The sequence below is a fragment of the Heyndrickxia sp. FSL K6-6286 genome, from assembly GCF_038630395.1.
GTDB classification, from domain to species: domain Bacteria; phylum Bacillota; class Bacilli; order Bacillales; family Bacillaceae_C; genus Heyndrickxia; species Heyndrickxia oleronia.
This window is the reverse complement of the sequence record NZ_CP152029.1, coordinates 839,070-863,906: the sequence shown is the minus strand read 5'-3', so window position 1 is coordinate 863,906 and position 24,837 is coordinate 839,070. Positions and strand designations below refer to the sequence as shown.

16 protein-coding genes, 18 tRNA genes and 3 rRNA genes are annotated in these 24,837 nt (G+C 39.6%); 6 read left to right on the top strand and 31 right to left on the bottom strand.

Features of this window, described 5'->3' with window-relative positions:
- Nucleotides 1–130: 130 nt before the first annotated feature.
- Both MHI39_RS04545 and MHI39_RS04540 read left to right on the top strand, forming a co-directional pair.
- Complete coding sequence (locus MHI39_RS04545) at nucleotides 131–766, top strand: TetR/AcrR family transcriptional regulator (protein WP_342540771.1); 636 nt, start codon at nucleotides 131–133, stop codon at nucleotides 764–766.
- A gap of 15 nt (nucleotides 767–781) precedes the next feature.
- A complete protein-coding gene (locus MHI39_RS04540) occupies nucleotides 782–1,801 on the top strand; it encodes a 2,3-butanediol dehydrogenase (protein WP_342540770.1) in 1,020 nt (339 codons plus the stop codon).
- A 102-nt stretch (nucleotides 1,802–1,903) separates the two neighbouring features.
- Here the strand turns inward: MHI39_RS04540 and MHI39_RS04535 are convergent, their stop codons facing one another.
- The 29 genes from MHI39_RS04535 to MHI39_RS04395 all read right to left on the bottom strand — a co-directional run bounded on the left by MHI39_RS04535 (nucleotide 1,904) and on the right by MHI39_RS04395 (nucleotide 19,533).
- Entirely contained in the window at nucleotides 1,904–3,265 is a 1,362-nt protein-coding gene (locus MHI39_RS04535) for a M28 family peptidase (protein WP_078110064.1), read from the bottom strand.
- Between the two features lie 554 nt (nucleotides 3,266–3,819).
- Entirely contained in the window at nucleotides 3,820–4,578 is a 759-nt protein-coding gene (locus MHI39_RS04530) for a GntR family transcriptional regulator (RefSeq protein WP_078109699.1), read from the bottom strand.
- 162 nt (nucleotides 4,579–4,740) lie between these two features.
- Nucleotides 4,741–5,559 carry a PfkB family carbohydrate kinase gene (locus MHI39_RS04525; protein ID WP_078109700.1) on the bottom strand — a complete coding sequence of 273 codons (819 nt, stop codon included), beginning with the start codon at nucleotides 5,557–5,559 and terminating at the stop codon, nucleotides 4,741–4,743.
- A gap of 16 nt (nucleotides 5,560–5,575) precedes the next feature.
- Nucleotides 5,576–6,427 carry a carbohydrate ABC transporter permease gene (locus tag MHI39_RS04520; RefSeq protein WP_235849577.1) on the bottom strand — a complete coding sequence of 284 codons (852 nt, stop codon included), beginning with the start codon at nucleotides 6,425–6,427 and terminating at the stop codon, nucleotides 5,576–5,578.
- A gap of 5 nt (nucleotides 6,428–6,432) precedes the next feature.
- On the bottom strand, nucleotides 6,433–7,317 hold the full coding sequence (locus MHI39_RS04515) for a sugar ABC transporter permease (RefSeq protein ID WP_342540769.1): 885 nt from the start codon (nucleotides 7,315–7,317) through the stop codon (nucleotides 6,433–6,435).
- Nucleotides 7,318–7,404: 87 nt separating this feature from the next.
- Nucleotides 7,405–8,682 carry an ABC transporter substrate-binding protein gene (locus MHI39_RS04510; RefSeq protein WP_071975299.1) on the bottom strand — a complete coding sequence of 426 codons (1,278 nt, stop codon included), beginning with the start codon at nucleotides 8,680–8,682 and terminating at the stop codon, nucleotides 7,405–7,407.
- 190 nt (nucleotides 8,683–8,872) lie between these two features.
- Nucleotides 8,873–9,847 (bottom strand): SIS domain-containing protein, encoded by a 975-nt coding sequence (locus MHI39_RS04505; protein ID WP_342540768.1) that lies wholly within the window; start codon nucleotides 9,845–9,847, stop codon nucleotides 8,873–8,875.
- A 492-nt stretch (nucleotides 9,848–10,339) separates the two neighbouring features.
- Nucleotides 10,340–11,995, bottom strand: coding sequence for an FAD-binding dehydrogenase (locus MHI39_RS04500; RefSeq protein ID WP_342540767.1), 1,656 nt, complete (start codon nucleotides 11,993–11,995; stop codon nucleotides 10,340–10,342).
- A 269-nt stretch (nucleotides 11,996–12,264) separates the two neighbouring features.
- Nucleotides 12,265–12,338: transfer RNA gene (locus MHI39_RS04495), tRNA-Arg, on the bottom strand.
- 5 nt (nucleotides 12,339–12,343) lie between these two features.
- Nucleotides 12,344–12,418 (bottom strand) — tRNA-Asn (locus MHI39_RS04490).
- Between the two features lie 20 nt (nucleotides 12,419–12,438).
- A tRNA-Ile gene (locus MHI39_RS04485) sits at nucleotides 12,439–12,512 on the bottom strand.
- Between the two features lie 10 nt (nucleotides 12,513–12,522).
- Nucleotides 12,523–12,596 (bottom strand) — tRNA-Gly (locus MHI39_RS04480).
- Nucleotides 12,597–12,607: 11 nt separating this feature from the next.
- Nucleotides 12,608–12,681, bottom strand: a tRNA-Cys gene (locus MHI39_RS04475).
- 9 nt (nucleotides 12,682–12,690) lie between these two features.
- Nucleotides 12,691–12,765: transfer RNA gene (locus MHI39_RS04470), tRNA-Gln, on the bottom strand.
- 18 nt (nucleotides 12,766–12,783) lie between these two features.
- Nucleotides 12,784–12,859 (bottom strand) — tRNA-His (locus MHI39_RS04465).
- 7 nt (nucleotides 12,860–12,866) lie between these two features.
- Nucleotides 12,867–12,942 (bottom strand) — tRNA-Phe (locus MHI39_RS04460).
- A 69-nt stretch (nucleotides 12,943–13,011) separates the two neighbouring features.
- A tRNA-Asp gene (locus tag MHI39_RS04455) sits at nucleotides 13,012–13,088 on the bottom strand.
- Between the two features lie 22 nt (nucleotides 13,089–13,110).
- Nucleotides 13,111–13,203, bottom strand: a tRNA-Ser gene (locus tag MHI39_RS04450).
- A gap of 5 nt (nucleotides 13,204–13,208) precedes the next feature.
- Nucleotides 13,209–13,281: transfer RNA gene (locus tag MHI39_RS04445), tRNA-Ala, on the bottom strand.
- 20 nt (nucleotides 13,282–13,301) lie between these two features.
- Nucleotides 13,302–13,378, bottom strand: a tRNA-Arg gene (locus MHI39_RS04440).
- An 84-nt stretch (nucleotides 13,379–13,462) separates the two neighbouring features.
- Nucleotides 13,463–13,548, bottom strand: a tRNA-Leu gene (locus tag MHI39_RS04435).
- 9 nt (nucleotides 13,549–13,557) lie between these two features.
- A tRNA-Gly gene (locus MHI39_RS04430) sits at nucleotides 13,558–13,632 on the bottom strand.
- Between the two features lie 40 nt (nucleotides 13,633–13,672).
- Nucleotides 13,673–13,745: transfer RNA gene (locus MHI39_RS04425), tRNA-Lys, on the bottom strand.
- 173 nt (nucleotides 13,746–13,918) lie between these two features.
- Nucleotides 13,919–13,994, bottom strand: a tRNA-Thr gene (locus MHI39_RS04420).
- A gap of 155 nt (nucleotides 13,995–14,149) precedes the next feature.
- A tRNA-Val gene (locus MHI39_RS04415) sits at nucleotides 14,150–14,225 on the bottom strand.
- 20 nt (nucleotides 14,226–14,245) lie between these two features.
- Nucleotides 14,246–14,320: transfer RNA gene (locus MHI39_RS04410), tRNA-Glu, on the bottom strand.
- A gap of 59 nt (nucleotides 14,321–14,379) precedes the next feature.
- Nucleotides 14,380–14,496, bottom strand: a 5S ribosomal RNA gene (rrf, locus tag MHI39_RS04405).
- A gap of 69 nt (nucleotides 14,497–14,565) precedes the next feature.
- A 23S ribosomal RNA gene (locus tag MHI39_RS04400) occupies nucleotides 14,566–17,548 on the bottom strand.
- Between the two features lie 432 nt (nucleotides 17,549–17,980).
- Nucleotides 17,981–19,533 (bottom strand): 16S ribosomal RNA (locus MHI39_RS04395).
- The 16S, 23S and 5S rRNA genes sit together here with 18 tRNA genes alongside, the layout of an rRNA operon.
- Nucleotides 19,534–20,107: 574 nt before the next feature.
- Here MHI39_RS04395 and MHI39_RS04390 point away from each other — a divergent pair.
- Together MHI39_RS04390 and MHI39_RS04385 are read left to right on the top strand one after the other, a co-directional pair.
- Nucleotides 20,108–20,410 (top strand): heme biosynthesis protein HemY, encoded by a 303-nt coding sequence (locus MHI39_RS04390; protein ID WP_058004715.1) that lies wholly within the window; start codon nucleotides 20,108–20,110, stop codon nucleotides 20,408–20,410.
- Nucleotides 20,411–20,627: 217 nt separating this feature from the next.
- Entirely contained in the window at nucleotides 20,628–21,710 is a 1,083-nt protein-coding gene (locus MHI39_RS04385) for a GerAB/ArcD/ProY family transporter (protein WP_342540766.1), read from the top strand.
- A 130-nt stretch (nucleotides 21,711–21,840) separates the two neighbouring features.
- On the opposite strand, the gene MHI39_RS04380 is transcribed toward MHI39_RS04385, so the two are convergent.
- On the bottom strand, nucleotides 21,841–22,284 hold the full coding sequence (locus MHI39_RS04380) for a sigma-70 family RNA polymerase sigma factor (RefSeq protein ID WP_342540765.1): 444 nt from the start codon (nucleotides 22,282–22,284) through the stop codon (nucleotides 21,841–21,843).
- A 325-nt stretch (nucleotides 22,285–22,609) separates the two neighbouring features.
- Between MHI39_RS04380 and MHI39_RS04375 the strand changes: the two genes are divergently transcribed.
- Nucleotides 22,610–23,092, top strand: a complete 483-nt coding sequence (locus MHI39_RS04375; RefSeq protein ID WP_058004712.1) for a competence protein ComK — start codon at nucleotides 22,610–22,612, stop codon at nucleotides 23,090–23,092.
- 92 nt (nucleotides 23,093–23,184) lie between these two features.
- Here MHI39_RS04375 and MHI39_RS04370 read toward each other — a convergent pair whose 3' ends face one another.
- Nucleotides 23,185–23,676 (bottom strand): Lrp/AsnC family transcriptional regulator, encoded by a 492-nt coding sequence (locus MHI39_RS04370; RefSeq protein ID WP_278890501.1) that lies wholly within the window; start codon nucleotides 23,674–23,676, stop codon nucleotides 23,185–23,187.
- Nucleotides 23,677–23,868: 192 nt separating this feature from the next.
- Between MHI39_RS04370 and MHI39_RS04365 the strand changes: the two genes are divergently transcribed.
- Nucleotides 23,869–24,792, top strand: coding sequence for a DMT family transporter (locus tag MHI39_RS04365; RefSeq protein WP_278890502.1), 924 nt, complete (start codon nucleotides 23,869–23,871; stop codon nucleotides 24,790–24,792).
- Nucleotides 24,793–24,837 lie beyond the last annotated feature (45 nt).

Sequence of the window (24,837 nt, the reverse complement as noted above, 5' to 3'; positions counted from 1 at the left end):
TTCCTTCTATTTTTTTTAAAAAAACTAGTTAACTATGTCACAATCTTTTTCTAGAGTAAACAGAAGTTTTTTCTTCAAGCATCGCCATATTGACAGAAAATAATAGAGGAGTATACTGATAATTGAACATTTGTTCAAAACAATTGTTCAAAAAGAGGTGAGTCCATTCAAACAGAAAAAAGAACGCGAAAAAAATAAAGAAGTGAAGGAACAGATCCTTCAAGCTGCAAGGCTGTTATTTTCTAAAAAAGGATATGATGGAACAACAGTTAGGCAAATTTGTGAAGAAGCAAATGTTTCATTGGCTCTTATCTCCTATCATTTCGGTGGAAAGGAAAGCGTTTTTTTTGAAATCTTTGAACCGATTCGACACACATTTATGAATATGAACTATGATCTATCTAATTCTTTAGAAGCATTAAGCAGCTTTTGTAGACATTTTGTTTTATTCAGAATAGAGCATCATGAACTTATCAATATATTGCAGCAGGAGTTGGTTATGAATAGCTCGAGGCTGGAAATGCTAAAGGATGTCTTTTGGCCATCATGGGATCAGTTGCAGGTAATATTAGAAGAATGTAAAAAACAGCATACGATTGATTTTCCTTCAGTAGAAGTTGCGGTGAATTTTATTATGGGAACATTAATGTTTTCCTATAACAATCCATTTCTTAATCGTTCACAGCCTGAACTTTCCGCTGACACGATAGCAGACCTAGCTGTTCAATATATTATAAAAGGACTTCAGACGGCTCAACATCAATGAAAAGAGGAATAAAAAGTGAAAGCAGCAAAAATTTATGGACCAAAAGATATTCGTATTGAAGAAGCAGAACTACCATCACTTGAAAAAGGAATGGTCAAAGTAAAAGTAGAATATGCAGGGATTTGCGGAAGTGATATGCACGAGTATATTGCTGGTACTTATCCAATGAGAACACAACCTGTTTTAGGTCATGAATTTGCGGGTACGGTTATCGAGGTAGCAGACGGTGTGTCAACGATTAAAGTAGGTGACAGGGTGGCTGTAGAACCACTAATGCCGTGTGGGAAATGCGATAATTGCCAGAGAGGTTTTGTAAACTTATGTACTCAGCGCCAAGGATATGGTTATACTGTTTCAGGTGGATTTGCTCAATACGCCGTTGTTAAACAAGAAAATGTGTTTCTATTACCTGATAATATGAGTCTACAACTTGGTGCACTAGTTGAACCAACGGCCGTTGCTGTTCATGCAGTACGTCAAAGCCAATTAAAACTTGGCGATACAGCAGCTATATTTGGTGCTGGCCCAATTGGATTATTATTAATCCAAGCCGTTAAAGCCGCAGGAGCTAGTGACATTTTTGTTATAGAAGTTTCCGATGAGCGACGTGAAAAAGCATTAGAATTAGGGGCTACCTATGCCATTAATCCAATTGAACAAGATGCTGTTTCGTTCATTAAAGAAATGACTAACGGAGGGGTTAATGTAGCCTATGATGCTGCCGGTGTTCAAGCTACCTTTACAAGTGGTGTGAACTCAGTTCGTCCTGGCGGTGAATTTAAAGTGGTAAGCGTATGGGAAAAGCCTGTTAGCTTCGATCCTAACACCATTGTTCGAACTGAAGCCAAAATTAGTGGCTCCTATGCTTATATCCGTTTATTCCCTGAAGTTATTCGATTACTTTCACGTGGAATGATTGATGGCAATGCCGTAATTACAAGTGAAATTGCATTAGATGATATTGTTGAAAAGGGCTTTGAATTACTGACGAATGATCGTAGTCAATGTAAAATACTTGTAAACATGAATTTATAGACCATTAAACTGTGAATAGTTTTTTACAAAAAATGGGGGCTGTCATACTTTATTAGGCAGCCCCCATTTTTTTATTATTCAAAGCCTTGTTGGCTAAATAGCTTAATCAACTGGACGATCCTCAAAAGGATATTTGAGAATGGCTGGAGTGTCCGGACTAGCAATATGGTAAACAGAAGTACCAATAATTTTAGCTACTTGAAGCAATTTCTTCTTATCAATTTTATCCAATGTATCTGTTGGTTTGTGATAGGAAGGTTCAACAGGTGAATGAATAAATAATGCTGATGGGATTCCCAATTCATGGAATGGCTGATGATCACTGCGACCTAGCTGCCCATATGGGAGAACTTCATTAAAAAGATTTTTACTCGCGTTCGCTCCTAAATCGGTAACTAGATTCTTCTTCCCATCGATTGTATACATGATTAATCCACCAAAAGGCTTGTCCTTTCCTGCATCACGAGCACCAATCATATCCATTTGGAAATGGGCAACCATTTTATCTACATCGGATTTCGGCAAGGAAGCTGCATAATAAGATGAACCAACAAGGCCCCGCTCTTCCGAACCGAAAGTAAGGAATCGAATCTCCGTATCCGTTTTTTCCTTTGCAAATACTCTCGCTAATTCAAGGACTGCTGATACACCAGAAGCATCATCATTTGCTCCCGGTCCCCCACGAACAGAATCGTGATGAGCACCGACCGTTAAAATCTGTCCAGTATTTTTCTTTGAGTTCGCTTTCTTCGTTGCGATAACATTATATGAGGTCTTTTCAATTTTTTCGATATCTACATCGATAGTAGCTGAAAGCTCTTTTCCTTTTAATTGCTCGGCTAGTTTCAGCCCCTCCTCTCTCGTAATTGCCACAGCAGGAATCGTTTGCCCCTCACCTACTTGTCCAAAACTATTTCCCTCTGCAGCACTATTGTACATAATGACGCCGACTGCACCTTTATCCAAGACATTTTTAACCTTTTCTACGAAAGATAAATCCCCTCTTTCAATTAACGCAATCTTTCCTTTCACATCCCCGATTTCTTCAGGACTCGCTTTTCCCACATTTACTAGAGTGGCTGTCACCTTTCCGCTCGCACTACCACTAAAAGCATGTGGCTTCTCACTTACTTTTGCATCCCCGACGCTTACAAAAACATGTTTGGTATTGTAATCATAGATTGGAAACGGCTGTATCTCTGTTTGATAGCCAAGTTTTTTGAATTGACCTTCTATGTACTTGACTGCCTTTAGCTCCCCTTCTGTTCCTGCCTCTCTCGGTTCCTTTGATAAAAGGGCAATGGTATTGTACATATTATCTGCACTTATTTTTTTTAATAGCTTATTCTCTAATTTCACTTCATATTGAATAGTTGGGTTAGCAGCAGTTGTTTGTGCATGAACTGCACCACCAGATAAAACTAGCCCCGTTGCCAAAATGAATGCAACTGATTTTCTTTTCAATTCGTTCCTCCCCTTTCAAAAAAGTTAGTTTTATTATCCGTATATCGAAATATTTTGTAAATTAAAACAATTATACAATTCCTTTGAAAATCCAACATAACTAGCTATTTTTTTCATTGGAACAGGTTAATTATCGTTATTCACATCCATATGAACTAGGAAAAAAATAATAAATCTTTCTTTAATAATTATTAGACTATAAGAATAATAGACTATTTCCCTACCTTTTCATCTTCTTTTACTAGATTCGATTAAATATTCATCATTCATCATTTTTCGAGAATAAACAGGAAGAAAGGACTGGCAGTTCTTCTACAATTCCATAATGCAAATTCATATACGCAGATTAGAAAGAAGCAAGCTGAGTATAAGTGCTAGTCAAAAATGTAGAAAGCTTTTTTGATGCAAGGGTATGGGCTAGGAGAAAACAAAAAGAGGAAACGGGGCAACGGAGATTATGTAACAATCCTATGAATGACAGCAAGACTTGCCCCAACAGTCTCAAAAAACTTTAGGTGTAAGTTCATTTTTTTCGATACAAAAGTGAACACGTTTTAAAAAGGCATTTCATCATTAATATCAACATCTATATAAAAGTTCACCTTATTTGTCAAAAGATAGTACACTGAGTAATGCACAGGTTTTTCCTTCTTATCCTTAATTAATTTCTTAATTTGAATAACGGGTTCTACTCTAGGAATCTCAAGGAACTTGCTAATTTCTTGTGAAGGATTAATAACCTCCATTTCCTTCCTCGCCTTCCCAAACATTATTCCATAATCATTGTGAATAATTTTAAATGTGGAGACATTATCCTTAATTTTTTTAGAAATACCAGGATAAACATCACAAGGTAAGTAAGCGTAGTCAATACTAAAAGCACGGTTTCCATCTCTAATCAATCTAACTAACCTTACAACTTCAAAAGGTTCCTCACGTTCAAATAATTCCATTAACTTCTCGTCAGCTATTTCAATTTGATTGACTAATACCTCTTTTGTAAAACTACTTTCGCTCGTTGATAACCCATCGGTAAAACCTTGTAAATTTAAAATATGAATTTTTTGTTTGAAGCTTTTAACAAACGTACCTTTACCATGAATAATTTCAATGATTCCTTCATTTTCAAGTTCCTTTAGCGCTCTTCTAATTGTAATTCTACTTGTATTAAAGGTTTCAATTAATTCCTTTTCACTAGGAAGTTTCTGACCGGAAACCAGCTCTTCCTTTTGAATCATTTCCATAATACCCATTTTTACTTGATCATATAAAAAAACAGGACTATCTACTTTAACGGATTTTTCCTTAGTCATAAGTTACCTCTTCACAAATTTTCTTACTATTACTATACCTTAAAATAGTAAATATTTTAACATTTCATGTAAACGAATATAGTTCAAAAGATACAATTATACTCTCTATATCAAAAAAAATAGCCTCTACACCATATAGAGCATAGGCTATAAATGACCAATCTATTCTAAATCCATCGGGTATCCAAACCCACCATAAAATCCACATGTTTGGCTGGCACTTTTAGCGGCAAAATCCAGTGCATCTAAAATATTATGATGATTGTAATAGGCTGTCATAAAACCACCAATAAAACTATCTCCAGCACCCATCGTATCAACGATTTCTGTTTGATATACTTGTTGATAGTATCTATTACCTTGATAAATAAAAAGGGCAGGCTTAGAGCCACGAGTAATTCCAATAGTCTCCAGATTATACTTTCCTAACTCATCCACTAACTTTTCTAATTGATCATCAGTTAAATGTGCCCCTGAGAAAAACCCGTGTGTTATATAAGGACATACTCTTTCAAGATAAGCTCGATCATGAATATCTGAAAAATCAAAGGACACCTTAATATAGTTTGATAGGCTTGGGAGTTCTTCTTCTATAGATGAGTAACAACTAGTGTGACAAACATCAAACCCTTTAATATATTCATAGTCCTCAGGGATTAGTTTTAACTTCACGATATGTTGGACTGTATCCTTAGGACCACCTACAAATACTCGATCACCATCTTCAGTTAGATTAACACGTGGCTGACCGCTTATTCCCTCAACGACCCTTGACCGATGATAAGGGATACCTTCTAGCTCCAGAACGCTCTTTAAATGTGCTGCTTTATCGTCAGTAGCAAAAACCCCAATATAGCTTACTTCCTCTGCACCGGATCGCTTACAGTTTACTGCAACATTAACACAATTTCCTCCCGGGTAGTATTTTCCTTGATCTAAATAACAATCTACAACATTATCTCCAATTGTGATTATTTTCATCGTATCTTCCTTTCTTTTAACCTTTTACAGATCCTTCAGATAACCCTCTTACCAAATATTTTTGTAGAAAAATGAGAAGTATAACCATAGGGATCGAAGCAATGACCATACCAGCTAGGAGAACACCCCAATCTGTCCGTAAAGCATCTCTAAAGTTCATTAATCCAGAAGGAATCGTTTTCAACGCTTCAGAATCAATAAAGATTGTTGCAAATAAAAATTCATTCCATGCATAGAAAGCCGTTAATACTACTGTTGTAAGTAAGATTGGTAGAGACATTGGTAGATAGATTCTCCTATATATACCAAATTCGGAGCATCCATCAATAATAGCCGATTCTTCAAGCTCCTTGGGAATGCTTAAAAAGTAACCGCGAATCAACAGGATAGTAAGTGGCAATCTATACGCGATGTAGGGGAGTATTAATGCCCATCTTGTATTAATTAATTCAAGTGAACTTAGGATGTTAAATAAAGGGATTAATGCAACCTGTGGATTCATCATCATACCGCCAATGATGAAAATAAGTGCAAGGTCAATGAGTCTAGTACGATACCTTGCCAATGCAAATGCAGCCATGGAGCCAATAATCAAGACAACAATAATCGTTGTTCCAGTGACAATGAGACTATTCATAAAATAACTTGAGATTCCCTTTGACCAAGCAATTGAGTAGTTTTCAACAATCCAAGTACTTGGAAATCCCCATACATCATTATATATCTCATCATAGCTTTTCATTGAAGAAATAACCATCCAAATCAGTGGATAAAGAATGGTGATTGCAAAAGCGATCAACATCAGCATGGCGAAAAATTCCCCAGGGCCAAATTTTCGAATTTTACTAGATGATTTTTCGAGCTTCACCAATTTTAATCACCCTTTCCAGTGCGGGATATTCGTATTTGAACCAGTGCGAGCACCGCTGTCAGAATAAAAATAATAATCGCCAATGTAGATGCATAGCCCATATTATCTTTCACAAATCCTGTCTGATACATATGAACAGACATCGTCATAGAACTGAATCCTGGACCACCATTTGTTAGAATATAAGGTTCATTGAAAACGAGCATTGATCCTGTTATTGTAATCAATGTATTAACAAAAATAGCTTCTCTTACTTGAGGTACTGTAATACTAAAAAATTTCCTAATCTTCCCTGCCCCATCAATTTCAGCAGCCTCATACATATCCTTAGGAATCTTCTGGATCGAGACGATAAATAACATCGTTATAAATCCAATACTTTGCCATTGTGACATGGCAATGACTGCATAAATGGCTGTAGTCGAATTACCTAACCATACTTCAGCTAAGCTATCCAAACCAATTAATCCTAGAAAACTATTTAAAATTCCCATCTGTGGATTATAAACAAAACCAAATAATAGAGCGATGACTGAGATTGAAATCATCACTGGGATGAAATAAACAACTCTAAAGAATGGTGCAAATCTACTAAACACCTTATCTTCTAGAATATAAGCCAATACTAAAGCGAAGCCTACCTGTAAAATAACTGAAATAATTATATACTTGATGTTATTTAACAATGAAACACTTACTACCTTGTCCGTTAATAGCTCCTTAAAATGATCCAAGCCAACAAAAGATTTCGTTTTTGAGAAAACAGAAAAGTCAAAGAAGCTATTATAAAAATTCTGTATTAATGGAAAGTATACAAATATAAGCAAAAAAATAACACTTGGTAGCAAAAACAGCACAGGAATCATATTAAACTTCCTTTTATACATTTACTCCCCTCCTAAATTAATCTGATTTTATAAATTCCCTAAGACTCAGGAAAAAAAATTTCTGAATCTTAGGGAGGGGATTAACAACTATTTTTTCAACCGCTTTGCTTCAGCTTGAACTTCTTTCATAATTTCTTTAGGAGTCATCTGACCATTTGCTAATGACTGGCCGCCTCTCATAAAAATATCTGCAATCTTGATATTAACGGCATTATCAAACCATGGAGTGGTAGTAGTAGCATTTGAAACAATCTCAAAAGCTTCCATTCTAATTGGCGATGTATTTTCCTCGTCTACAGCACCGTTTATTGCATTCAATTGTCCATCTGTTTTGGTAAATTCACGTGCTGTTTCTTCAGAAGTTAAGAACTTCAAGAAATCGATTGCTTCTTTTGGAGCGTTCTTACTTAGCATCCATCCTTCTGGCGCCCCCGTAAGTGCTCCTGGATCCCCTTTTCCACCCTCAACCGCAGGAAAGTCGAAGAATCCAAAATCCAATTTACTTTGATCCTCTACCATTTTAATTTCAGCGAATTGCATATAAACGATCGGAGCTTCGCCACTGGCAAACATATTTCTTGCTGCCTCATGGTCAATTGCTGTTGATACATCTCCCATATATTTTGTTAACTCTTTAAAGATTTCCAATCCTTTTATATAGCCTGGGTCGGTAAACTCACCAGTTTTTTCATTATAATCTTTTGCCATTACTTCAGGATCCAGAACCCTTTGAAAGATTGTCCCCATGTAATGAGAAATGGCCCATCCATTTGTTAATCCTTCTACTAATGGTGTTTCATAGCCCTCAGCCTTTAATTTATCAAGCACATCGATAAATTCGTTATAGGTTTTTGGAACTTGAATATTATGCTTTTTGAAAATTTCTTTATTATAGAAGAAAGCCTTTCCATCAACAGTAAATGGCACACCATACTTTACATCATCAAATGTAAAACCAGCAAATTGAGACTCAATGAATTTCCCAGACCATTCTTGGTCCTCACTTAAAATATCATTTAGTGGCATAATTCGATCGGATGATACGAGATTTAAAGCAAATGAATCTGACCAAGATGTGAATATATCCGGAAGATCATCATTAGAAACAAGTACTCTTATTTTCTCTTTATAGGAATCATTTAATACTGAATCTACTTTAATTTTTACATTTGGGTGCGCTTTCATATATTCTTTGACTTTTTGATCATAGAAAGATTTTCGTGGCTCATTTGGCCATCTATGAAAAAAATTGATTTCCACTACATCACCTTTTGATGAACTATTTTCCTTTTTGCTAGTAGAGGAGGAACATGCTGTTAAAGTCAATAAAAGAATAATTGTGACTATAGCAAATAATTTTTTCACCTATCTCACTCCTTATTATTCTAACTATTCTGATATTAATCAAGAAATTAATGGAGCGTTCAATTTAGATAGTGATACATCGTAGATTAGATAAACTTACAACTGAACTATATCCACATGAAAAACCTTTGCTTCCTAAAAAATTTTTTAGAATCAGTCATGCCAACCTATTGTTGATAGTAAACAAACATCAATATTCCATTTTCCACATGTAACGTCTTACAGACAATGGATGTCCTGTATGTTCAGCTAAACCATCTGCATACTGTCTTAAAACTGCCCCGGCAATTGCTGGACCAAAATACTCTTTAAGATCTTCATCTATACCCGCATAGTCTAATTCGGTAATATCAACAACTTCCAGCTTATCACTAAATTTTTGCGCGAATGTTATAGCTCTTTCATCTAAAGGTCGAGTTGGTCCTTCTCCTTTAATAATCAAAAACGGAACATCAAAGTCAGTTGCCTCAAATGGTCCATGGAAATATTCACCTGAGTGGATCGCATTCGAATGAATCCAAAGCATTTCCATTAAGAGACAGCTAGTAAAAGAATAGGCCTGGTGATAATAAGCGCCGCTCCCAATCGTATAGATGAGCTTCTCCCGTTTATATTCACTACCGAATTTGAATGCTCTATCATATGTTAGTTTTTTATTCGTTTCAAAAAGATTTTCAAGATTCTTTAATTGACTTAATAATCTTTCATATTTTTCATTTGGTGTTAGCGCGTTAAGAATTCCAAATATCAGACTGTAATAGACACCTGTTTCACCATCAATTACATCAGAGCCATCTTTATAATTGTAATGGACAATATACTCTGCTTCCTTACACAGAGGAGATTCTACATCCATTGAAATAGCTATGGTTACGGCTCCCTTTTCCCTTGCAAATTTTGCTGCAGCAACAGTTTCCGGTGTTGTTCCTGAATGAGAACGAAGAATAACCACACTTCCTTTTCCAAGACCACGCGGATTCATATGAACAAATTCATTTGACGTGTAAACCTTACTAGGAACGGAAATCTCCCTACTTAAGAAATAATCTCCTGTTGCAAGGGCTGCCATAGATCCTCCACAAGCTACAAAATAAAAGTTCTTTACATCTGTTGCTTTAACTGCATTGACTGCAGACGCAATTTGGTTTACATGTTCAGTTTTCATAATGATACCTCCCCGTTATTTTTAAGACGTCATATGATGTCTTATGAAAAATAATAAACACATCCTTATTAATTGTCAAATGTTTTTGAAAATTAAATTATATTATTACAAATCTATTTTTTTTGTTATCTATCGTTAAGTAACAAGTCTTTCTAAAATAATTTTCAGTCCATTTCTGGATCCCCTGCTAATGACCTTTTTATCTCTTATAAATTACTCTATCTAGCATATAGTAGATTCTTTACAGCAAAAGGGCTGCCTCTTTTATGAGACAACCCTTATAAAAATCATATTTTATTATCCCGAAATTTATTATCCGACTACTCACTCATTATTTTATCTTCTCAGTGCAGTCATTAAATATCTTTTTCTGAGCTCTTATCTATCATTTTAATAAACTATCCAAATCTATAAAAATTTAAGGAGTGAATTAAATTCATTAATGTGTAACCGCGAAACTTCCTCATTGTCAATAATCCTTTAATAAAGAATCTAGTCAATATCCATCGCTATAGCTCTCCCAGCTATTCTTCCTGAAAAAAGACAGCCTCCCAAGAACGTCCCTTCCAATGAACGATACCCATGAACACCACCTCCGCCAAAACCCGAGGCTTCTCCTGCTGCATATAGCCCTTGGATGGCATCCCCTTCTAAATTAAGCACGCGACCTGATAAGTCTGTCTGTAAACCTCCCAAGGTTTTACGGCTGACAATTCGTAAACGGACAGCTATAAGTGGTCCATTTTTTGGATCAAGCAGTTTATGTGGAGGAGCTACACGAATTAATTTATCACCGATATAATTCCTTGCACCACGGATCGCCGTAATCTGAAGATCTTTCGTGAAAGTATTCTCTATTTCACGGTCACGTGCAATGATTTGTCTCTCAATGTCTTCTAGTATCAGCAAGTTTTCACCGGTCAACTTATTCATTCCGTTGACTAAATCGTCAAGTCGATTAGCAATAATGAAATCTTCACCTTTATCCATAAAAGCTTGTACGGGTTCAGGAGCACCCGGTAATGTCCTTTTCAGTACTTTTCGAATACTTTTTCCAGTTAGATCGGGGTTTTGCTCAGAGCCTGAAAGTGCAAATTCCTTTTCGATAATTTTTTGCGTTAAAATAAACCAAGAATAATCGTAACCGGTTTTTTGAATCGTCTCAAGAGTACCTAATGTATCAAAGCCCGGAAAATTTGGAGTAGGAAAACGCTGTCCACGCGCATCCAACCAAATGGACGATGGACCCGGAAGGATTCGTATCCCATGATTGTTCCACACAGAATTCCAATTCTTTATTCCTTCAGTATAGTGCCACATACGATCTCGATTTACCAATCGTCCTCCTGCCTTTTCAGTAATACCAAGCATCCTTCCATCCACATGTGCAGGTACTCCACTAAGCATTTTCTTAGGTGGAGTACCTAAACGACTCGGCCAATTCCTGCGAACCAGATCATGATTTCCTCCTATCCCACCACTTGAAATAAGAACCGCTTGACCACGATATTCAAAAGTACCAATAACCTCCTTACTACTAGCCTCCCCACGAGCTGCAGAGCTAGGGGCCAAAATCGACCCGCTTGCACCAATAATCACACCACGTTCTTGAATTAAGTGATCCACTTGATGACGTGGTTTATACACAACCATTCCATTTCTTATATGCTCCAAAACTCTTTTCTCAAATGGAGCAACAATCCCTGGTCCTGTTCCCCATACAATGTGGAAACGGGGGACTGAATTTCCATGACCTTCTGCTAAATAACCACCACGTTCTGCCCAGCCTACAACAGGAAAGAAACGGACACCCATATCATATAACCATTTACGCTTCTCTCCAGCGGCAAACTCCACATAAGCTTCAGCCCATCTTCTTGCCCAATAATCCTCATCATCTTCGCGATCAAAGCCTGCCGTACCTAACCAATCCTGCCATGCTAATTCTTTTGAATCCTTAATACCCAGCCTTCGCTGTTCAGGAGAATCAACTAGAAATAGACCTCCAAATGACCACCAAGCTTGCCCCCCAAATGATGCTTCTGGTTCCTGATCAAGTAACAGGACCTTTTTTCCCGTATCTGCAATCTCTGCAGTTGCCACCAATCCTGAAAGTCCAGCCCCAACAACAATAACATCGAATTCCATAGATACTCCTCCACTCCATTCCACTTTATTTGAATCTACCATATAGTTGAATATTCTGAAATTTATTTTGTTAATTTTTTTTCTATAAAATATTTGAACTAGTAAAGAATTGTAAGTAGACAACCAAAATAGAACAGAAATACAGAAGTACCTCATCATTAAAGAAAAACAGTACATTGAATAACTGATTGTTTACTTATACTGAGATTAGGAATAACATATTGAAGAAAATAAAAAAAGCTCATTCTTTAAAGAATGAGCTTTCTATACGCGCCTTAGAGGATTCGAACCTCTGACCCACAGCTTAGAAGGCTGTTGCTCTATCCTGCTGAGCTAAAGGCGCATGAATGGCTCCGCAGGTAGGATTCGAACCTACGACCGATCGGTTAACAGCCGATAGCTCTACCACTGAGCTACTGCGGAATATGTAAATAAAAAAATAGTGGGCCTAAATGGACTCGAACCATCGACCTCACGCTTATCAGGCGTGCGCTCTAACCAGCTGAGCTATAGGCCCTTTATGTATTTGGAGCGGGTGATGAGAATCGAACTCACGACAACAGCTTGGAAGGCTGTAGTTTTACCACTAAACTACACCCGCATCTTTATTATTGGAGGCAGCAACCGGATTTGAACCGGTGATAAAGGTTTTGCAGACCTCTGCCTTACCACTTGGCTATGCTGCCTTAAAAAGATGGCTGGGCTAGCTGGATTCGAACCAACGAGTGACGGAGTCAAAGTCCGTTGCCTTACCACTTGGCTATAGCCCAATAAAATAGTCATTATAATGGGGCGGATGATGGGAATCGAACCCACGAATGTCGGAACCACAATCCGATGCGTTAACCACTTCGCCACATCCGCCATAAAATGGTGGCTCGGGACGGAATCGAACCGCCGACACATGGATTTTCAGTCCATTGCTCTACCGACTGAGCTACCGAGCCATATATTATATCTTTATCTATATAATATTTTATATTCGCCATCTTTATCAACTTTTGTTTTAGTATAAATGGCGGTCCGGACGGGACTCGAACCCGCGACCTCCTGCGTGACAGGCAGGCATTCTAACCAACTGAACTACCGGACCATTTATTATTAACATAAATTAATGGCGGAGGAAGAGGGATTCGAACCCCCGCGCGGTGTAACCCGCCTGTCGGTTTTCAAGACCGATCCCTTCAGCCAGACTTGGGTATTCCTCCGAAAGTGGAGCCTAGCGGGATCGAACCGCTGACCTCCTGCGTGCAAAGCAGGCGCTCTCCCAGCTGAGCTAAGGCCCCATATAATGTTTGGTTTTAAATGGCGCGCCCGAGAGGAGTCGAACCCCTAACCTTTTGATCCGTAGTCAAACGCTCTATCCAATTGAGCTACGGGCGCATACATTATATCGTAAGATATTTTATGGAAGGATCTTTTGCTTTGCAAAAATCCTTAAATCTTTTACTTCGTAAAAATTTCTAGTGCCGAGGACCGGAATCGAACCGGTACGGTAGTCACCTACCGCAGGATTTTAAGTCCTGTGCGTCTGCCAGTTCCGCCACCCCGGCAAGGGTATTTGGAGCGGAAGACGGGATTCGAACCCGCGACCCCCACCTTGGCAAGGTGGTGTTCTACCACTGAACTACTTCCGCAAAAAGTACCTTTGTTAATTCAAAACCTTGCGAATATAAATGAGCCATGAAGGACTCGAACCTTCGACCCTCTGATTAAAAGTCAGATGCTCTACCAACTGAGCTAATGGCTCGTAATGAATATAATTAATAGTGTAAGCATGTACTTCAAATATAAATGCATCTACGACGTCCCAATCTCAGCAAGATTATTCAAGCTGTATCTCGATTGGTACGCTGATGTTACTCTTCGTAGCGTACTCGATCGTGCTCTACCAACTGAGCTAATGGCTCGTAATGACCTGAGTGGTGCCGGCCAGAGGACTTGAACCCCCAACCTACTGATTACAAGTCAGTTGCTCTACCAATTGAGCTAGGCCGGCATTTATAAATATTATCCCCTAACAGAGGTTTAGGTGCTATGGTCGTCCAGCTTTCAGTTTGCTTATTCAAGCAGCAGCTCAAGCCGTACGCTGATGTATTTCAAAGTCGTTTATTCGGTCGTGCTCTACCAATTGAGCTAGGCCGTTATTATATATGGTGGAGGATGACGGGATCGAACCGCCGACCCCCTGCTTGTAAGGCAGGTGCTCTCCCAGCTGAGCTAATCCTCCAATATGTATAATATATAAAATGGTGACCCGTACGGGATTCGAACCCGTGTTACCGCCGTGAAAGGGCGGTGTCTTAACCGCTTGACCAACGGGCCACATAGGAATATTTTGTTAATATAGTGAAGCAAAATAATAGCCCCACCTTAGGGGCGTAGCCTGGCAACGTCCTACTCTTGCAGGGGGAGAGCCCCCAACTACCATCGGCGCTAAGAAGCTTAACTTCCGTGTTCGGGATGGGAACGGGTGTGACCTTCTTGCCATAATTACCAGACTATATGTTGTTAAGGGTTTATTCCCTCAAAACTAGATATATAAAGAAGTGTAATAACCTTAAATCTATTTGGTTAAGTCTTCGATCTATTAGTATTCGTCAGCTCCATGTGTCGCCACACTTCCACCTCGAACCTATCAACCTGATCATCTTTCAGGGATCTTATTTAGATAAACTAAGGGAAATCTCATCTTGAGGGGGGCTTCATGCTTAGATGCTTTCAGCACTTATCCCTTCCGCACATAGCTACCCAGCGATGCCTTTGGCAAGACAACTGGTACACCAGCGGTGCGTCCATCCCGGTCCTCTCGTACTAAGGACAGCTCCTCTCAAATTTCCTACGCCCACGACGGATAGGGACCGAACTGTCTCACGACGTTCTGAACCCAGCTCGCGTACCGCTTTAATGGGCGAACAGCCCAACCCTTGGGACCGACTACAGCCCCAGGATGCGATGAGCCGACATCGAGGTGCCAAACCTCCCCGTCGATGTGGACTCTTGGGGGAGATAAGCCTGTTATCCCCGGGGTAGCTTTTATCCGTTGAGCGATGGCCCTTCCATGCGGAACCACCGGATCACTAAGCCCGACTTTCGTCCCTGCTCGACTTGTAGGTCTCGCAGTCAAGCTCCCTTGTGCCTTTACACTCTGCGAATGATTTCCAACCATTCTGAGGGAACCTTTGGGCGCCTCCGTTACCTTTTAGGAGGCGACCGCCCCAGTCAAACTGCCTGCCTGACACTGTCTCCCACCCCGATTCAGGGGTGCGGGTTAGAATTTCAATACAGCCAGGGTAGTATCCCACCGATGCCTCCACCGAAGCTGGCGCTCCGGTTTCAAAGGCTCCTACCTATCCTGTACAAGCTGTACCAAAATTCAATATCAAGCTGCAGTAAAGCTCCACGGGGTCTTTCCGTCCTGTCGCGGGTAACCTGCATCTTCACAGGTACTATAATTTCACCGAGTCTCTCGTTGAGACAGTGCCCAGATCGTTGCGCCTTTCGTGCGGGTCAGAACTTACCTGACAAGGAATTTCGCTACCTTAGGACCGTTATAGTTACGGCCGCCGTTTACTGGGGCTTCAATTCAAAGCTTCGTCTTGCGACTAACCTCTCCTCTTAACCTTCCAGCACCGGGCAGGCGTCAGCCCCTATACTTCGCCTTACGGCTTCGCAGAGACCTGTGTTTTTGCTAAACAGTCGCCTGGGCCTATTCACTGCGGCTCTCTCGGGCTTGCACCCTAACAGAGCACCCCTTCTCCCGAAGTTACGGGGTCATTTTGCCGAGTTCCTTAACGAGAGTTCTCTCGCTCACCTTAGGATTCTCTCCTCGCCTACCTGTGTCGGTTTGCGGTACGGGCACCTTTCACCTCACTAGAGGATTTTCTAGGCAGTGTGGAATCAGGAACTTCGGTACTAAATTTCCCTCGCCATCACAGCTCAAGGTACATGGTGACGGGATTTGCCTCGTCACCCCTCTAACTGCTTGGACGCACTATTCCAGCAGTGCGCTTACCCTATCCTCCTGCGTCCCCCCATCGTTCAAACGGTGAAGAGGTGGTACAGGAATATCAACCTGTTGTCCATCGCCTACGCCTTTCGGCCTCGGCTTAGGTCCCGACTAACCCTGAGCGGACGAGCCTTCCTCAGGAAACCTTAGGCATTCGGTGGAAGGGATTCTCACCCTTCTTTCGCTACTCATACCGGCATTCTCACTTCTAAGCGCTCCACCAGTCCTTACGGTCTAGCTTCGCAGCCCTTAGAACGCTCTCCTACCACGGACATCCAGCATTTTTCCGAAGGAAAAGATGCATTGGTGTCCATCCACAGCTTCGGTGATACGTTTAGCCCCGGTACATTTTCGGCGCAGAGTCACTCGACCAGTGAGCTATTACGCACTCTTTAAATGGTGGCTGCTTCTAAGCCAACATCCTGGTTGTCTAAGCAACTCCACATCCTTTTCCACTTAACGTATACTTTGGGACCTTAGCTGGTGGTCTGGGCTGTTTCCCTCTTGACTACGGATCTTATCACTCGCAGTCTGACTCCTAAGGATAAGTCATTGGCATTCGGAGTTTGTCTGAATTCGGTAACCCGATGAGGGCCCCTAGTCCAAACAGTGCTCTACCTCCAAGACTCTTACCTTAAGGCTAGCCCTAAAGCTATTTCGGAGAGAACCAGCTATCTCCAAGTTCGATTGGAATTTCTCCGCTACCCACACCTCATCCCCGCACTTTTCAACGTGCGTGGGTTCGGGCCTCCAGTAAGTGTTACCTTACCTTCACCCTGGACATGGGTAGATCACCTGGTTTCGGGTCTACGACCTCATACTCTATCGCCCTATTCAGACTCGCTTTCGCTGCGGCTCCGCCTCTTCAGCTTAACCTTGCATGAAATCGTAACTCGCCGGTTCATTCTACAAAAGGCACGCTATCACTCGGCGTTTTTCCGAAGGAAAATACGCACAGAGCTCTAACTACTTGTAGGCACACGGTTTCAGGTTCTCTTTCACTCCCCTCCCGGGGTGCTTTTCACCTTTCCCTCACGGTACTGGTTCACTATCGGTCACTAGGGAGTATTTAGCCTTGGGAGATGGTCCTCCCTGCTTCCGACGGGATTTCACGTGTCCCGCCGTACTCAGGATCCACTCTGGAGGGAACGAAGTTTCAACTACAGGGTTGTTACCTTCTTTGACGGGCCTTTCCAGACCTCTTCATTTACTCCGTTCCTTTGTAACTCCGTATAGAGTGTCCTACAACCCCAAGAGGCAAGCCTCTTGGTTTGGGCTTCTTCCGTTTCGCTCGCCGCTACTCAGGAAATCGCAATTGCTTTCTCTTCCTCCGGGTACTTAGATGTTTCAGTTCCCCGGGTCTGCCTTCCTTACTCTATGTATTCAAGTAAGGATACTACCCCATTACGGGCAGTGGGTTCCCCCATTCGGAAATCTCCGGATCAAAGCTCGCTTACAGCTCCCCGAAGCATATCGGTGTTAGTCCCGTCCTTCATCGGCTCCTAGTGCCAAGGCATTCACCGTGCGCCCTTACTAACTTAACCTAAAAGGTTATTTAAAACTACTTAATGGATTCATCCATAAAGTGGCGATTCTCGGTTATTACTTGGTTACTTCTTATATATCTAGTTTTCAAAGAACAAGGCTACTGATTTCAATCACATCATGATTAATCATCAGAGCGTTCGCTTCGTGCTGCCTTGCTCCGAGGTGAACCTAATCATCCTCGAATATGCATTGCCGCAGGAGCAATTAATATTTAATGATATGAAAATAATATCAAGTGAGAGATAATTCTCTCAAAACTAAACAAACAGAAAACGTCTTAACCACGTAAGTGGTTTTCCATATCTAGCTCCGGCTCCTAGTCCCTCGCAGAAAAATAACCTTCCTCCTTCAAAGTCTATCGACTTTTCGTCGGAAGAACATTTTTTGCAGGGACTGAACAGTCGCCTCCGCTTTTCCATATTCCTTAGAAAGGAGGTGATCCAGCCGCACCTTCCGATACGGCTACCTTGTTACGACTTCACCCCAATCATCTGTCCCACCTTCGGCGGCTGGCTCCAAAAGGTTACCTCACCGACTTCGGGTGTTACAAACTCTCGTGGTGTGACGGGCGGTGTGTACAAGGCCCGGGAACGTATTCACCGCGGCATGCTGATCCGCGATTACTAGCGATTCCGGCTTCATGTAGGCGAGTTGCAGCCTACAATCCGAACTGAGAATGGTTTTATGGGATTGGCTAAACCTCGCGGTCTTGCAGCCCTTTGTACCATCCATTGTAGCACGTGTGTAGCCCAGGTCATAAGGGGCATGATGATTTGACGTCATCCCCACCTTCCTCCGGTTTGTCACCGGCAGTCACCTTAGAGTGCCCAACTGAATGCTGGCAACTAAGGTCAAGGGTTGCGCTCGTTGCGGGACTTAACCCAACATCTCACGACACGAGCTGACGACAACCATGCACCACCTGTCACTCCTGTCCCCGAAGGGAAATCCCTATCTCTAGGGAGGTCAAGAGGATGTCAAGACCTGGTAAGGTTCTTCGCGTTGCTTCGAATTAAACCACATGCTCCACCGCTTGTGCGGGCCCCCGTCAATTCCTTTGAGTTTCAGCCTTGCGGCCGTACTCCCCAGGCGGAGTGCTTAATGCGTTAGCTGCAGCACTAAAGGGCGGAAACCCTCTAACACTTAGCACTCATCGTTTACGGCGTGGACTACCAGGGTATCTAATCCTGTTCGCTCCCCACGCTTTCGCGCCTCAGCGTCAGTTACAGACCAGAGAGTCGCCTTCGCCACTGGTGTTCCTCCACATCTCTACGCATTTCACCGCTACACGTGGAATTCCACTCTCCTCTTCTGCACTCAAGTCTCCCAGTTTCCAATGGCCGCTTGCGGTTGAGCCGCAAGATTTCACATCAGACTTAAGAAACCGCCTGCGCGCGCTTTACGCCCAATAATTCCGGACAACGCTTGCCACCTACGTATTACCGCGGCTGCTGGCACGTAGTTAGCCGTGGCTTTCTGGTTAGGTACCGTCAAGGTACCGCCCTATTCGAACGATACTTGTTCTTCCCTAACAACAGAGTTTTACGATCCGAAAACCTTCATCACTCACGCGGCGTTGCTCCGTCAGACTTTCGTCCATTGCGGAAGATTCCCTACTGCTGCCTCCCGTAGGAGTCTGGGCCGTGTCTCAGTCCCAGTGTGGCCGATCACCCTCTCAAGTCGGCTACGCATCGTCGCCTTGGTGAGCCGTTACCTCACCAACTAGCTAATGCGCCGCGGGTCCATCTGTAAGTGATAGCCGAGGCCATCTTTCAATTCTCCCTCATGCGAAGAAAAAAGTTATCCGGTATTAGCCCCGGTTTCCCGGAGTTATCCCAGTCTTACAGGCAGGTTACCCACGTGTTACTCACCCGTCCGCCGCTAATCATCAGGGAGCAAGCTCCCATCAGATTCGCTCGACTTGCATGTATTAGGCACGCCGCCAGCGTTCGTCCTGAGCCAGGATCAAACTCTCCAAAAAGATGTTTGATATAGCTCTTATAAAAGTAATTCATTGACGTTTTTGTTTGTTTAGTTTTCAAAGAACTATTTTTGCGACGTTTTATATTATAACATCACATATTTAAAGTGTCAATAACTTTTTTTAATTATTTTTTCAATATCGCAACAGCGACATTTATAAATTTTATTAGAAATCAGAATTTTTGTCAACACTTTTTTATCGTTTTATTTGACTTGCTAACCGTCTTTAAAGAAGACTTTATTATATTAAGATATTATTATTTAAAAGTCAACATATTTATTCATAATAACTGATATCAATTTTAAAAAGATATGTAATCCCCTAGTTTACATAGAACTTTGTCAAAATAAATATATTAGAGAATTATAAAGAAGAAAAGCAAAGTTGCCCAACAATTCTACATATGCTTATTATATGTATTAAACCTTTCCCATCAATTAATACAGTGCTCAAAATCAATGATAAGCTCCTTTCGTTTATCTTTCCTATATTTGTGGTAGACTGTTATCAAATAAAAGGGAGCTACACTTTTAATCCCTACATTAAGAAAAGTGAATTGAGGTACTCATTTATGAAAGTAAAAATTAATCGCAACGCAGCAAAGATTCTTAATAAGATGCTAAATGATGAAGAATCTGAAGGAAAAATGATTCGCGTGATAATCACAGAGAATCATGGAAATCACGCGCACTATGCACTACAATTTGATCATCCAACTGAACATGACGAAATTGTTGAAACAGATAAAGGAATTAAAATTCTGTTAGATAAAAGAGACGAAGAATTTCTCGATGGAGTTTGGATTCAATTTTTCTATGTACCAGAGGAAGGGTTCGAAATAACTAATCCTACCAAAGGACATGTTGGTCATTAAAATAATTAAACAAAGGGACGGTTCTCTTGTTTCCTCTTAATTGAAGGAAGCAAAAGAACCGTCCCTTTGTTTTTTTTTATTATTTTTGGAGATATTATCACTATGTGGAAAAAATGAATGGTTATTTGAGTGGAATAATCTCTTTTATATTTGATGTTTAATCGAAAAAAGACATTAACCTATCTCGTTATTTCCAATTATTATTGGGGGACTTAAAATGCAGACTGTTCCAGAAAATCGTAAAGTATCGCCTTCACTTGTGTTTTTTACGATACATGGCATGCAATTCGGAATTGGGATATTAGGGTTTCAAAGAGCCATTGCAAAAATCGCTGGTTATGATTCATGGATGTCCGTTATTTTTGCAGGGATTATGACCATGTTAGTTATGTGGATCATTTATAAAATTTTAGCATTTGGTGAAACAGATCTGGCGGGAACCCATCAATTTGTATTTGGAAAATGGTTAGGTGGTGCTTGTAATCTTCTTTTTGTTTTTTATTTTATACTATATACGACAACCATCTTACGTTCGTATTCCGAAATCATTCAAGTATGGGTTTTTAATGATTTAAATGTGTTTATTTTTACCTTTATCTATTTATCGCTCTGTGTGTATATCGTGTTTGGCGGTTTTAGAACAGTAGTAGGCATGATGTTTTTTAGTGTCGTACTTCCATCCTATTTAATTATACTGTTTAGTTTTACACTTCCGTACGCGAATTTCCGCAATTTTTTGCCATTATTCGATCATTCAGTAAAGGAAATTATTCTTGCAGGTCATCAAATGTCACTCACCTATATTGGCTTTGAATCCTTTCTAATCTACAGTCCTTTTATTAAAGATCATAATAAATCGAAAAAATGGGCGTTTCTCGCACTAACGACATCGCTTCTATTATTTTTATATACAGCGATTCTTTCTTTCGCCTATTATAACGAAGCGCAACTACTAAAATATATTTGGGCTTCATTATCAACTTGGAAAATTGTCCATTTACCCGTTGTTGAACGCTTTGAATACATTGGGATCGCTAATTGGTGCCTGATTATACTCCCTAACACAGCTCTTGCCCTTTGGTGTGGAAGCCGATTACTAAAACAAACGTTTAACCTTTCACAAAGAAAGGGAGTGATTATTCTTTCTCTCATCCCTTTAATTGTTGTCCCATTCTTTAAAACACGTTATCAGATTGAGCATCTCAATTATGTCTTCGGAAAAGCAGGATTTCTGATTAATTATTTGTATATTCCATTTCTGCTCATACTTGTTTGGCTAGCAAAAAAGTATAAAAGGTAATAGCACCTTCTATACTTTTTTTATTTGTTATTTTCAAATATAGCTTTAATCCGTAGGGCTCGTGACCATCAACGTTCCAATACTTCAGTACTTAAAGGATACTTATCACATGAGTCTTTCCTTACCCACTTTAACATCCAATATTTATTTTTATTTTATCCATCGCTCCTTTTTTCCACTTTTTTACCGCTGATTCAGATACCTTTTCTTCTTTAGCAATTTCGCTTAAGCTTTTTCCATAATAAAAAGTTCCTATCACCCACTTTTGCTGTTTAGGAGAAAGCCCCTTACAATAGAAAAGGAGATCAGCAAGCTCTAATGGCTTCCTTGATAATGGTGAAGCTTGAATTTCCCAGAATTCTTCCTTGGGATATATATTTCTCTCCTCTTGTCTTTTTTGTTTAGTTATTTCTGTTAAAATGCGCCCTTTAATAGTCGCATAGGCATAACTTAAAAAAGCTCCTTTTGTTTCATCAAACTGCTTACTTGCTTCCCATAAAGCAATCTGGCCAATTTGATAGAATTCATCATGATTTTTATAAATATGCAATGAATGTATAATTTGATAGATCATTGGTGAATACTCCTCCATCAGTTCCTGAAATCTTTCCACTTGGAAACCTTTCTGGATTAGCGCGCCTTTCCATGTATTCCCGGGTTGGTTCCATCATAGTTAGAGCCTATCTTTATATCTAGGAACACAAAAATACGTTTTAGACATATTTTTCTTTGAAACACAGTGTTTCAACCAAACAAACGAACATTATTCACTATTTAAACCTTTAAAATGACAAAAATTTATATTTATTATAAAATTATGAAAATTTTAATAAAAATATGGATTATTTTGGAATATTATAGTATGATAGACTTAGATTAAAAAAAGGAGGATTATGGGGATGAAATATGTAAAAGACTATCAAATCTCATTAACAACCATGGGGCTTGAAGCCGTATATCATCCAGAGTATAACTCGAGAATTTACGATGTTAACGGAATGTACTACACTGGTCGAACGAATCAGGAATTACTTGACCAAGCTTGCGAATTAAGATGTACCGATTATAACGGAAGAATTAATGCGGTACGTAAAGCATTTTCCTACGAAAAAAAAACACCGTTAGTTATTTGCCCTATAGAAATGATTTATGCTATTCCTACAAAGTCTCCTAAAGATTATGATTGTAAATGGATCTTTCCAGACCACATTGAAAAATTACTGCGCAAAGCCAAACACCCTCAAATTTTATTTAAAAACGGCCTAACAATGGAAATCAATTGCTCCTATAACACTTTCAAAAAGCAGCAGGAACGGGCTCGAAATAGCCTTATTCACTTTTTTATTTTAGTAAGGGAACGTTCCACATATAGAATTAAATAATTTTATTCATCTGTATTACTAAAGCTTACATATGGTTAAAGATGCTGCCTGTTAAGAAAGTTTCTTCTTATAGACAGCATCTCTATTTTCACCTAGTTACCATCAGTATCTGTAATGATCGGTAAGACTGTTGAATATTTAATTTCTCTTAACGCTAAGCTCGTTTGTATTTTCGTAATTCCTAATAGATTAAGTTTGCGTATAAAGCTTTCTAAATCCCTTCGATCTTTATTTGCTACTTTCAATAAATAATCATACTCTCCTGTTAGACAATAGCACTCGAGTACCTCAGGCATTTCTTTCAATTCCTTCTCTAGGCATTCCAACTTTTCAGCCTGATGAATATTCGTACTGATAAAAATAAAACATAATAAATCAAAACCAAGCTTTTCCTGATTCAAAATTGCTACATGACGATCAATAAATCCTTCACTTTCTAACCTTTTTACCCTCGCATGTGTTGCAGGCGGTGATAGATTCACACACCTCGCTAGTTCAGCATTGCTTATTTGCTCCTCTTTTTGCAGTAAATCCAATATCCGAAGATCAACCCTATCTAATATTTTGCTTACAATTGATTCCACACCTACACACTCCCTTACGATTATTCAAAAACCAGCATACTTTAGACATTTATTTTGAAGATTATTTCATAATAATCTTTATTAATTTAATTATATTTCATATTTAATCAATTCAACAAAATTTTATACTGATAACAAAAGATTGATGCTAAGATTATTAATAATCATTTATCTAAAAAGGAATGTGGAAAAATGCCAATTTTTTATTTTTTGCTCCTATTATTGACTAGCTGCTTATGGGGAGGGAACTTTGTTGTAGGAAAATTCTTAGTTGGCCACGCTTCACCAATGACGTTAACCAGTTTAAGATGGCTTATCGCTGTCATTTGCTTATTACCAATTGTATGGTGGAAAGAAAAAAGACTATTACCACCTAAAAATGCCATCCTTCCGCTTTTTCTAATGGGATTAACAGGAGTGGTTCTATTTAATCTCTTTCAATTTTGGGCACTGGAACAAACATCCGCTACCAATGTAGGCATCATTTCGACCTTAAATGCCATATCTATAGCTATATTTTCATTTATTTTTTTAAGAGAAAGAATGAATTTGATTCAGTTATTATCCATGATTCTTTCCTTCTTTGGTGTGCTCCTTGTACTTTCAAAAGGAAAGCTTCACTTCCTGCTTTCACTTCATTTTAATAAAGGGGATGGGTGGATGTTATTAGCAGTATGTATTTGGGGTATTTACTCAGTTTGCAGTAAATGGGCTTCAACGAAGACATCTCCGCTAATGTCTACCTTTTACTCTGGAGTATTTGGACTTCTTGTTCTTCTCCCATTTAATTTAGTTGATTTTACAGTAACTACTATTAACGGTTCATTTATTTCTTCTATATTATATACCGGTGTAGTTTCTACTGTACTATGCATGTTATTTTGGAATATCGGTGTCAAAAAATTAGGAGCCACCACGTCCGGAAATTTCTTAAATTTCAATCCCATATTCACAGCAATCCTTGCCTATCTATTTTTAGATGAGAAACTAACATGGATGCAAGGAGTAGGCAGCGCGATTGTCATCCTCGGATGCTATTTATTCACCTACTTTAAATCCAAACGGGACAGAGGGTCGGTTCTGTTGTCCCAAATCCATTTACAAGAAAATAGTTAAGTAACCGTTCTACTAGTATTTGAATTTTCTGTTAAAATAAAATAG

What these genes read in the sequence shown, in the direction of transcription:
- MHI39_RS04530 (WP_078109699.1), bottom strand. Translation starts at nt 4,578, where the DNA reads ATGACTAAGGAAAAATCCGTTAAAGTAGATAGTCCTGTTTTTTTATAT.
- MHI39_RS04525 (WP_078109700.1), bottom strand. Translation starts at nt 5,559, where the DNA reads ATGAAAATAATCACAATTGGAGATAATGTTGTAGATTGTTATTTAGAT.
- MHI39_RS04515 (WP_342540769.1), bottom strand. Translation starts at nt 7,317, where the DNA reads ATGTATAAAAGGAAGTTTAATATGATTCCTGTGCTGTTTTTGCTACCA.
- MHI39_RS04505 (WP_342540768.1), bottom strand. Translation starts at nt 9,847, where the DNA reads ATGAAAACTGAACATGTAAACCAAATTGCGTCTGCAGTCAATGCAGTT.
- MHI39_RS04500 (WP_342540767.1), bottom strand. Translation starts at nt 11,995, where the DNA reads ATGGAATTCGATGTTATTGTTGTTGGGGCTGGACTTTCAGGATTGGTG.
- MHI39_RS04390 (WP_058004715.1), top strand. Translation starts at nt 20,108, where the DNA reads ATGAAAGTAAAAATTAATCGCAACGCAGCAAAGATTCTTAATAAGATG.
- MHI39_RS04385 (WP_342540766.1), top strand. Translation starts at nt 20,628, where the DNA reads ATGCAGACTGTTCCAGAAAATCGTAAAGTATCGCCTTCACTTGTGTTT.
- MHI39_RS04380 (WP_342540765.1), bottom strand. Translation starts at nt 22,284, where the DNA reads ATGATCTATCAAATTATACATTCATTGCATATTTATAAAAATCATGAT.
- MHI39_RS04375 (WP_058004712.1), top strand. Translation starts at nt 22,610, where the DNA reads ATGAAATATGTAAAAGACTATCAAATCTCATTAACAACCATGGGGCTT.
- MHI39_RS04365 (WP_278890502.1), top strand. Translation starts at nt 23,869, where the DNA reads ATGCCAATTTTTTATTTTTTGCTCCTATTATTGACTAGCTGCTTATGG.